Source organism: Streptomyces sp. NPDC058459, assembly GCF_042721685.1.
GTDB lineage: Bacteria > Actinomycetota > Actinomycetes > Streptomycetales > Streptomycetaceae > Streptomyces.
Genome location: NZ_JBHXLV010000259.1, coordinates 1 through 8,387, shown reverse-complemented (window position 1 = coordinate 8,387; position 8,387 = coordinate 1). Strand labels below are relative to the sequence as shown.

The 8,387-nt window shown below is 68.1% G+C and carries 9 protein-coding genes and 4 pseudogenes; 6 read left to right on the top strand and 7 right to left on the bottom strand.

Annotated features, from left to right (window positions below):
- Positions 1-39: 39 nt before the first annotated feature.
- Both ACFWN1_RS29825 and ACFWN1_RS29820 read right to left on the bottom strand, forming a co-directional pair.
- Positions 40-342 carry a hypothetical protein gene (locus tag ACFWN1_RS29825; protein WP_384368695.1) on the bottom strand — a complete coding sequence of 101 codons (303 nt, stop codon included), beginning with the start codon at positions 340-342 and terminating at the stop codon, positions 40-42.
- 670 nt (positions 343-1,012) lie between these two features.
- Positions 1,013-1,195 (bottom strand): annotated as a pseudogene (locus ACFWN1_RS29820) (transporter); the annotation flags it as partial.
- A gap of 87 nt (positions 1,196-1,282) precedes the next feature.
- Between ACFWN1_RS29820 and ACFWN1_RS29815 the strand changes: the two are divergent.
- From ACFWN1_RS29815 to ACFWN1_RS29805, 3 genes are all read left to right on the top strand, one after another.
- Entirely contained in the window at positions 1,283-2,404 is a 1,122-nt protein-coding gene (locus ACFWN1_RS29815; RefSeq protein WP_384368692.1) for an IS630 family transposase, read from the top strand.
- Positions 2,405-2,544: 140 nt separating this feature from the next.
- On the top strand, positions 2,545-2,964 hold the full coding sequence (locus tag ACFWN1_RS29810) for a hypothetical protein (RefSeq protein ID WP_384368689.1): 420 nt from the start codon (positions 2,545-2,547) through the stop codon (positions 2,962-2,964).
- 42 nt (positions 2,965-3,006) lie between these two features.
- Complete coding sequence (locus ACFWN1_RS29805; protein WP_384368686.1) at positions 3,007-3,774, top strand: transposase; 768 nt, start codon at positions 3,007-3,009, stop codon at positions 3,772-3,774.
- Between the two features lie 62 nt (positions 3,775-3,836).
- Here the strand turns inward: ACFWN1_RS29805 and ACFWN1_RS29800 are convergent, their stop codons facing one another.
- Positions 3,837-4,472 carry a TetR/AcrR family transcriptional regulator gene (locus ACFWN1_RS29800; protein WP_384368683.1) on the bottom strand — a complete coding sequence of 212 codons (636 nt, stop codon included), beginning with the start codon at positions 4,470-4,472 and terminating at the stop codon, positions 3,837-3,839.
- 80 nt (positions 4,473-4,552) lie between these two features.
- Between ACFWN1_RS29800 and ACFWN1_RS29795 the strand changes: the two genes are divergently transcribed.
- Positions 4,553-4,942 (top strand): Dabb family protein, encoded by a 390-nt coding sequence (locus tag ACFWN1_RS29795; RefSeq protein WP_384368681.1) that lies wholly within the window; start codon positions 4,553-4,555, stop codon positions 4,940-4,942.
- 121 nt (positions 4,943-5,063) lie between these two features.
- Positions 5,064-5,537, top strand: a pseudogene (locus tag ACFWN1_RS29790) (helix-turn-helix domain-containing protein); the annotation flags it as partial.
- 62 nt (positions 5,538-5,599) lie between these two features.
- Here ACFWN1_RS29790 and ACFWN1_RS29785 read toward each other — a convergent pair.
- Complete coding sequence (locus tag ACFWN1_RS29785; RefSeq protein WP_384368678.1) at positions 5,600-6,493, bottom strand: NADP-dependent oxidoreductase; 894 nt, start codon at positions 6,491-6,493, stop codon at positions 5,600-5,602.
- A 70-nt stretch (positions 6,494-6,563) separates the two neighbouring features.
- On the opposite strand from ACFWN1_RS29785, the gene ACFWN1_RS29780 reads away from it, so the two are divergent.
- Complete coding sequence (locus ACFWN1_RS29780) at positions 6,564-7,136, top strand: TetR/AcrR family transcriptional regulator (protein WP_384368675.1); 573 nt, start codon at positions 6,564-6,566, stop codon at positions 7,134-7,136.
- A gap of 9 nt (positions 7,137-7,145) precedes the next feature.
- On the opposite strand, the gene ACFWN1_RS29775 is transcribed toward ACFWN1_RS29780, so the two are convergent.
- The 3 genes and pseudogenes from ACFWN1_RS29775 to ACFWN1_RS29765 form a co-directional block, all read right to left on the bottom strand.
- Positions 7,146-7,292, bottom strand: a complete 147-nt coding sequence (locus ACFWN1_RS29775; RefSeq protein WP_384368698.1) for a hypothetical protein — start codon at positions 7,290-7,292, stop codon at positions 7,146-7,148.
- 62 nt (positions 7,293-7,354) lie between these two features.
- Positions 7,355-7,612 (bottom strand): annotated as a pseudogene (locus ACFWN1_RS29770) (transporter); the annotation flags it as partial.
- A 375-nt stretch (positions 7,613-7,987) separates the two neighbouring features.
- Positions 7,988-8,295 (bottom strand): annotated as a pseudogene (locus ACFWN1_RS29765) (DUF1524 domain-containing protein); the annotation flags it as partial.
- Positions 8,296-8,387 lie beyond the last annotated feature (92 nt).

Here is an 8,387-nt window from a genome sequence, read left to right as displayed (position 1 = left end):
CTCCGGGACCGTCACGCAGCGGCCCCGTGGCGCTCGAGATCAGACCTGGCGCACGCGGACGTAACGCAGGTGGCTGCGCTTGGACAGCGCGATCACGACAACGATCCAGGGCGCGATGAATGGCTCGACGTACGGCCACCACGCCCAGCCGGGGCGCACCGCCGGGAACCGGATGAGCGCCACGACAACGAGCACGGTCACGAGCACGAGAATGAAGCTGCCGCAGAGGTGCCACTCCAGCAGACCAGCAGTACGGGGTTTGCGGACACTTGAGGCGCGGGTAGCCCCCAGGTGGATCGCCGGGGGAACATGAGCCTGCTCCCGGCTGTTCCAAATGGTCATGACTTTGCCTTTCGGGTGAATGACGACCGGCCGGGCGGTCTCGGGGTGCCTCCCGAGACCGCCTGCGCACAGCGTGTCGCCTTCCGCTGCGCATCTCATCTCACATTAGCCGTGCCGCGAGCCGCTTCACTCCGCTTTCAAATGGCTGAAATATTTTTTGCAGCATGGGAAAGCATCCCGCATGCAACGCGCGCTCACTTGCGCTCGACTGGGGTCCCACATCCGTTTACAAACCTTCAATTCAAAGGCAGGGCCGGGGCATGTAAAGGCATTTTTCTGATCACTTCAGGAAGAATTCGATCACGACAGAGAAAGTAGCAGCTAGAGCAGCCCAGTCGATCAACCGCAGATTGACGGCCGTCTTTCCGGGGCAGTTTTTGGCATTCAATGCTTCACGCACGGTCGAATGGGAAAAATGCAAAGTTTGCATAGGTGATCTCACGGATGCGCTGGGTGACGAATTCAGCGCAGCGACTCCGCAGCGTGCCGGAAGCCTCTCAGATGCGGCGTCGAGAGGGCCCCCGTGCGCTTTGCGCGCAAACGCCACGAGGATCCGTCAGGCGACGTGGCGCAGTGCAGCGCGAGACAATGGTGATGTCCGTCACAGATCACCTAGGCGGCGGGGGACTTGACAGCACCACGCGAAGGGGCCTTGTCCGCGGCCACACTTCACGCCGTCCTCGAGCCCGAGCAGGACCTCGTCGAGCGCACCCGCCAGCTCCACCATCGCCGCGCCCTGCACTCCGGCCGCTGCCTTGGCAACCAACCCCCGCCGTGCCCGGCAGGCCACCTGCATGCCACCGCTCACGGATGCCACGGTCTCAAGGCCGAGCAGATCGCTGCCGAAGAACCGCTAGTGCTGTGACCGCGTAGGTTCGCCGGGTCGGTGGTCGTGGCGGTTGGATGTGAGGTGACATCCGATCCGATCGCTGGAGGCGCGGTGGCTGAGCCTGTCCGTGTGCGCAGACTGACCGACCAGGAGGGGCAGAAGCTGCAGCAGATCGTGCGCCGGGGCAGTACCAGTCCGGTGCGTTACCGGCGGGCGATGATGCTGCTGGCCTCGGCGGGCGGGAACCGGGTGCCGGTGATCGCACAGCTGGTGCAGGCCGACGAGGACACCGTCCGGGACGTGATCCACCGTTTCAACGAGATCGGCCTGGCCTGCCTGGACCCTCAGTGGGCGGGAGGCCGTCCCCGCCAGCTCAGTGATGACGACGAGGATTTCGTCATCGCGACGGCCACCACACGACCGGTCAAGATGGGCCAGCCGTTCACTCGCTGGTCGCTGCGCAAGTTAGTCGCCTACCTGCGGAGAGTGCACGGCCGGGTGATCCGCATCGGCCGTGAGGCGTTACGGTGCCTGCTCGCCCGCCGCGGCATCACCTTCCAGCGCACCAAGACGTGGAAGGAGTCCCCGGACCCCGAGCGTGACGCCAAGCTCGACCGCATCGAGGAAGTCCTGGACCGCTTCCCGGACCGGGTCTTTGCGTCCGACGAGTTCGGCCCGCTCGGGATTCGGCCCACCGCGGGCTCGGGCTGGGCCGGACAAGGGCGTCCCGACCGGCTGCCGGCCACTTACCACCGCACCCATGGAGTCCGGTACTTTCACGGCTGCTACTCGGTCGGCGACGACACATTGTGGGGCGTGAACCGTCGCAGGAAGGGCGCCGGGAACACTCTGGCCGCGCTGAAATCGATCCGCGCCGCCCGGCCCGACGGCGCACCGATCTACGTGATCATGGACAACCTGTCCGCCCACAAAGGCGCCGACATCCGCCGCTGGGCGAAGAAACACAAGGTCGAGCTGTGTTTCACGCCGACCTACACCTCGTGGGCGAACCCCATCGAGGCCCACTTCGGACCGCTGAGACAGTTCACCATCGCCAACTCGAACCACCCCCACCACGCCATGCAGACCCGGGCCCTGCACGCGTACCTGCGGTGGCGCAACGTGAACACCCGTCACCGCGACGTCCTGGCCGCCGAACGCAAGGAACGCGCCCGCATCCGCAGCGAGAAAGGCATCCGCTGGGGCGGACGCCCCCTCGCCACCGCAGCTTGAACAACCCGGCGAACCTACGCGGTCATAGCACTAGCTAAGGGCTGTCCCGTAAATAATCTTCGAGTCGGTTGGGTCAGGGCCCCGCACACGGCGCCCGTACCTTGATGGCAGGATGATCGCCCCGACGATCCTGAGGGGCCATGTCCGTGCACACGCCTGCCGACTACCTCGAACTGGCGCGTACCGAGAGCGACAGCGCCGTCCTGCACGGACTCGCGCGGTGCCCGTATCCCTTCGTCTGGCAGGCGCTTGCCGTCAATCCCGCCACGGGGCCCGGCACTCTGCTGGAACTGAGCGCGGCCCAAGACAGGGCCTGGAACGACAACAGGCTTCTTTGTCTGCTGGCGAAGCATCCAAGCGCGGACCGCACGGTGCTGCTAGCCGTCCGTGATGCCGTGGCGGCGAAGCTCGCCAAAGGCGCACGGCCCTACGCCGCTGTACTCGCGCTGGCAGGACGGACGGAACTAACAGCGGCAGAAGTGCGACAACTCGGGACTCTCCGCGGTGCTTCCGCGCGTCTGCACAGTCAGCTGGACCGGCACCTCGAGCTCCGTACTTGACCTGTGCCAATCCCGGCCGGCCGCTGGTGAAACGATCTTGACGTGACTGCAGTGATCACGGCGTCGGTGCCGTCCTGGATAATCCCCTTCACCGGGCTGAGCCCGCGCTGCTTCGGCAAGCTTGTGACCGCCGTGCGGCGCGAGATCGCTACCGAGCTCCCGCGTGGGCGGCCCTGGGGCCTCCCGCTGGAGGATCGCATCCTGCTCGTCACGGTTTACTGGCGAACGAACTTGACGATGCGCCAGATCGCCCCACTGTTCGGCATTTCGAAGTCCGCGGCGGACCGGATCATCGACCACCTCGGGCCGCAGCTCGCGCTCCAGCCCCGCAAGCGGTTCCGCAAGGACACCGTGCTCATCGTGGACGGCACCCTGGTGCCCACCCGCGACCACACGGTGGCCGAGCAGTCTAAGAACTACCGCTACTCCACGGCCCATCAGGTGGTCATCGACGCGGACACCCGCCTGGTCGTCGTGGTCGGCCGGCATTTGCCCGGCAACCGGCACGACTCCCGCGGCTGGGAAGAATCCGGCGCCAAAGCCGCCGTCGGCAGCACCATGACGATCGCCGACGGCGGATACCGGGGCACCGGACTGGTCATCCCGCATCGCCGCCGTAAAGGCGAAGAACTCCCGGACTGGAAAGAGGAACACAACCGCTCCCACAAGCAGGTTCGGGCCCGCGTCGAGCACACTTTCGCGCGCATGAAGGGCTGGAAGATCCTGCGCGACTGCCGCCTCAAAGGCGACGGCGTCCATCACGCCATGCTCGGCATCGCCCGACTGCACAACCTCACCCTCGCCGGATAAGCGAAGGGGCGGCACCTCGACCGAGCCCGCCGCCCAACCTCAAAATCGTTACGGGACAAGCCTTAGGCGCGGTCCGCCCCATAGGCGCGCAGAAAGACCTCCACGGCCGCGTCTGCGATCGCATCCGGGTCGGCGTCGGGCCGGTACTCCAGTGGGCCGGTGAGCAGGACGAGGAGGTGCTCGGCGGCAAGCTCCGGGTCGCACGGGCGCAGGCGGCCGACGAGCGCCAGGCGGGCCAGTCGGTCAGCGAGCGCGGACCGTATCCTCAGGGCCGTGCGCTCGCGCACGCTCGCCGCCATGCCTGGGAACTGCCCCGACTCGGCACTTGCCAACCGCCACACCGCGCGCGCGTCTTCGTCACGGCAGGCCCGCAACAGTTCGCGGGTCGCGACCCCGAGCGCGGCGCGCGGGTCACCATCCGCCGCAACCTCCCGCAGCTGCTCGACGATGGCGACGCCCCGCGCGCCCACCCGGTCGGCGGCGGACTCCACGGCCTCGCGGTAGAGGCTCTCCTTGTCGTGCAGGTGGTTGTAGACGGTCGGCTTCGCGACGCCCGCCTCCTGCGCGACCTCCTGCACACACGTCTGCGCGTAGCCGCGCCGTGCAAACAGCGCGAACGCGCTGTCCAGGATCGCCTGCCGCCGATCGTCACGCCCACGTGCCTTGCTGCCGTTCCCGGTTGACACTTCTGAACCCATGGGTTCAGTCTAGTGCTGAACCAGCTGGATCGGATTTCTGAACCGATCGGTTCAGTCAACCTGAAAGGGGTGGGGCGGACGTGATCGTCCACATGCTGCGTTTCTCGTTCAAGGAGACCGCGACAGAGGAGGAGCGCGAGCACGTGCTGGCGGTGATGCGGCGCACGGCCTCGGTGGAGTCGGTGTCGTTTTCGACGGTGGGCCAGAACCTCGACGACACCGACGGCTTCACCCACGCCTACTGCGTGGGAATCGCGGACCTGCCAGCCCTGCGGCGCTACATGCACGACCCGGTCCACCTGGCCGGCGACCCGGAGATCATGCCGCACCTCGCCAGGCTCACCATCGGCCCGGGCCTGTCCGACGACATGACGCCCACGCTGGCACGGGAGATCCTCGCCCTGCACGACGAGAAGGTCGCACTCTACCCGGGGTGGGCCGCCGAATTCGGCCCTCTGCTGACGGCCTAGGTGTTCTGTCCGGGGAGGTTGTGGACGGGTGAGCGAGATCTCGGTTGAGAGATCTCGAACGGGTGAGGGCCTTCCGGGTTCGGTGTGGATTGCGACGTCTACACCGACCAGAAAGGCCCTCGTGCCTCACCGTAATGCACCTTTGACGGAGACCGGGCGCCTGCGCCTGGCCCGTTGCGTTGTCGAGGACGGCTGGCCTCTTCGCCGGGCCGCCGAACGCTTCCAGGTCTCGCCGACAACCGCCCAGCGGTGGGCCGGCCGCTACCGGGCCGAGGGCGAGACCGGGATGACGGACCTCTCCTGCCGTCCGCACCACAGCCCCCGCAGGACCCCGACCCGCACCGAAAGCCGCATCATCAAGGTCCGCGTCCTGCGCCGCTGGGGCCCGGCCCGCATCGCCCATCTGCTCGGCCTCGTGCCCTCGACCGTCCACCGCGTCCTGACCCGCTTCGGCCTGGCCCGCCTGACCCATCTGGACCGGACCACCGGCCGGAACATACGCCGCTACGAGCGCGACCGTCCGGGCGAACTGGTGCACGTGGACATCAAGAAGCTCGGCAACATCCCCGACGGCGGCGGCAACAAGGCACTCGGGGTGTGGTGGATCCGGCCCGTTCGGGGGTAGACAGGGAGGCTGCATCGGCGCGGGGCCGCGACTCAGATGACGATGACGCGGCGTCCGCGCGTGTGCCCCGCCTGGCTGTCGATGTGCGCCGCCGCGGCATCGGCGAGCGTGTAGGACTTCTCGACGGGGATGTGCAGCCTGCCGCGCGCGATGAGGTCGGCGGCATCGGCGAGCGCGTCCGACACGCTCCCGGCGACGCCGGAGAAGCGGACGCCGTGTTCCGGGGCGTTGAGGTCGGCGATGGAGACCACGCGGTGCGGGTCGCCGGTCAGCGCGACGAGTTCGGGGATCACGCCCGAGCCCGCCAGGTCGAGGGCCGCGTGCACGGGCCCGAGCCCCCGCACGCGCTCGGTCCAGCCCACGCCGTAGGTCGTGGGACGGGCGCCCAGGTCGCGCAGGTAGTCCTGGTTGGCGGCGCCCGCCGTGCCGATCACCGCGATGCCGCGCTCCCGGGCGATCTGGAGCACCGCCGACCCCACTCCCCCGGACGCGCCGCTGACGAGCAGCGTCTGACCGGGCCGCACGCCGACCTCGTTGATGACCCGCAGGGCGGTCTCCATCACAGAGGGGTATCCGGCCGCCTCCTCGAAGGAGAGCCCGGCGGGCATGCGGGCCCAGGCGGAGAGCACGGCGAACTCGGCGTACGTGCTCGCCCCTTCGCCGAAGACGTGGTCGCCGATCTCGACCCCGTGGATGCCCTCACCCACCTCGTCCACCACGCCGGCGGCGTCCAGGCCGACTCCGGAGGGCAGTTCGATCGGATGGGCGCCGAGAACCTGGCCCTCGCGCAGCCTCCAGTCGACGGGGTTCACGCCTGCCGCCCGCACGGCGATGCGGATGCGGCCGGGGCCCGCGTGGGGCTCGTCGGCGTCTATCAGGTGCAGGACATCGGGGCCGCCGAACGCGGCGAAGCTCGTCTTCTTCATGCCTGCGAACATAACACTAACGGCTTGCTTTTCGGAACGGTTGTTGTTTTGTATCTGATAGCTTCATACCATGACGACCGTGCCGATGGGCCGTCGCGAGCGCAAGAAGGCCGCGACCCGCCAGAAGATCGCCGACACCGCCTTGCAGCTGTTCCTGGAGCGCGGTTACGAGGTGGTGGGCATCCGGGACGTGGCCGCCGAGGCGGACGTGGCGGTGACGACCCTCTTCTCCCACTTCGGCTCGAAAGAAGCCCTGGTGTTCGAGCAAGACGCGGACTTCGCGGAGCGCCTCGTGCGGGCGGTCACCGACCGGACGGCGGGCGAGCCGCTCGTCCCCGCGCTGTGCCGCGAGGTGCTGACCCTCGTGCGGCACTGCACGGCGGAAGGCTCGGCTCCGGTGTGGCGGATGATCGTCGAGTCTGCCGCCCTGCGGGAGTACGAGGAGTCGATGCGGCTGCGGCACGCGGAGGCGCTGGCGGCGGTCCTCGCGGACCAACCCGGTCTTGCGCGGTCTCCGACGGCGTGCAAGGCCCTTGCGCGGTTCACCATCGACGCCTTCGCGCTGGCCCGTGAGGCGGCCGATCCGGCGGCCGCGGTGGGCGAGATCTTCCGGATGATCGAGGCGGCCTGGGAGGCCGCGTAGCCGACGGGGTCACGGAACGCCGATCGAGGTGACCTCGTAGACGGCCGCGGAGCTCATGGACAGGCCGCGGCAGGTCAGCTGGCAGGGCGGGGTCCGATGGGAGCGCACCTCGACGTTGACGGCCGGGGGCAGCGGCGGGCGGCCGGTGACGCGCACGCGCCAGCGGTTGTCCTCGCGGACGGGGTGATCGCGTGGACCTGGGACGCGACCGACGCCTTGATCACGCCAGCGTCCGTGCCGCGCTTGCACTCTGCGATGACCGACGAGCCGTTCTCGTCCAACCCGAGCGAGTCGATCCGGCCTCCGTGCACCGGTCCGGTGCTGTACGCGCTCGCCAGGAATCGGACACCCAGCAGCGTCTCCACGTGCCTCTCGACGAGCCCCTGCACGTCGGCCTCGATCTCAGCAAGACGCGGCATGACCTCCGTCATCCCACTGTTCGTCGTGTCCGCGCGGAACAACTTCAGGCCCGACACCTTTCCCTCCTCGACTCGGACATCACCAACGCCGAGCAGGTGTCAGGGAGTTTCCGCCAGGGACCGGAAGCGTGTGAAGATGGAATGAGGGCGCGCATTCAGACCAGCAGCGGGCCGTGCCGTCCCACAGGTCACCCGAATACCGAATCCCACATGCGTCCCACAAAACGCCTGATGACCTGTCAGCCGCAAACTAAGCTGCAGGTCAGACGGGGTCTGGGCTACATGCAGCAGGCGCCTTCTAATCGCTCGCCCCATCTCCCGCGGTGCAGGAGGTTTCGTTCCCATCAGGCGCCGACGACTGCGGACGACCCGCTCAACGACGATGCATCGCCGGTAGGAGACTGGTTCAGAGGGTGACGCTCACATAGCCGACTACGCAGCGGGTTTACAGGTGACGAGCTGCTGTCCGCACCCGGCAGCAGTGTCGGTGAGAGCGGCGTGCTCGGCAGGGTCGGCGGTCAGGTTCCAGCGGAGCCTGGTCGCCACCCAGTCCGCGGCGTAGGTGCAGCAGGCGTCGGCCAGCGGGGGGGGGAGTCGCTGGCGCCCTTTGCCCGGTTGGTGCGCGCGGTCACCGCGACGAGGCTGCTGTCGGCGTCCAGGTCGTTGGCGTACGCCTGACGGCGCTCCGTGGTCCAGGCCGAGGCGCCGGAGTCCCATGCTTCGGCGAGCGGCCCGACGTGGTATCCGTACCTTGCTTGTGGTGCCGCTGGCATCTGTTACGTGGCGTGCTGGACCGTGTCTTTCCTGTGAGCGGTGCGTTATCCGGTGCAGC

What these genes read in the sequence shown, in the direction of transcription:
- ACFWN1_RS29825 (WP_384368695.1), bottom strand. Translation starts at nt 342, where the DNA reads ATGACCATTTGGAACAGCCGGGAGCAGGCTCATGTTCCCCCGGCGATC.
- ACFWN1_RS29810 (WP_384368689.1), top strand. Translation starts at nt 2,545, where the DNA reads ATGTCCGTGCACACGCCTGCCGACTACCTCGAACTGGCGCGTACCGAG.
- ACFWN1_RS29800 (WP_384368683.1), bottom strand. Translation starts at nt 4,472, where the DNA reads ATGGGTTCAGAAGTGTCAACCGGGAACGGCAGCAAGGCACGTGGGCGT.
- ACFWN1_RS29785 (WP_384368678.1), bottom strand. Translation starts at nt 6,493, where the DNA reads ATGAAGAAGACGAGCTTCGCCGCGTTCGGCGGCCCCGATGTCCTGCAC.
- ACFWN1_RS29780 (WP_384368675.1), top strand. Translation starts at nt 6,564, where the DNA reads ATGACGACCGTGCCGATGGGCCGTCGCGAGCGCAAGAAGGCCGCGACC.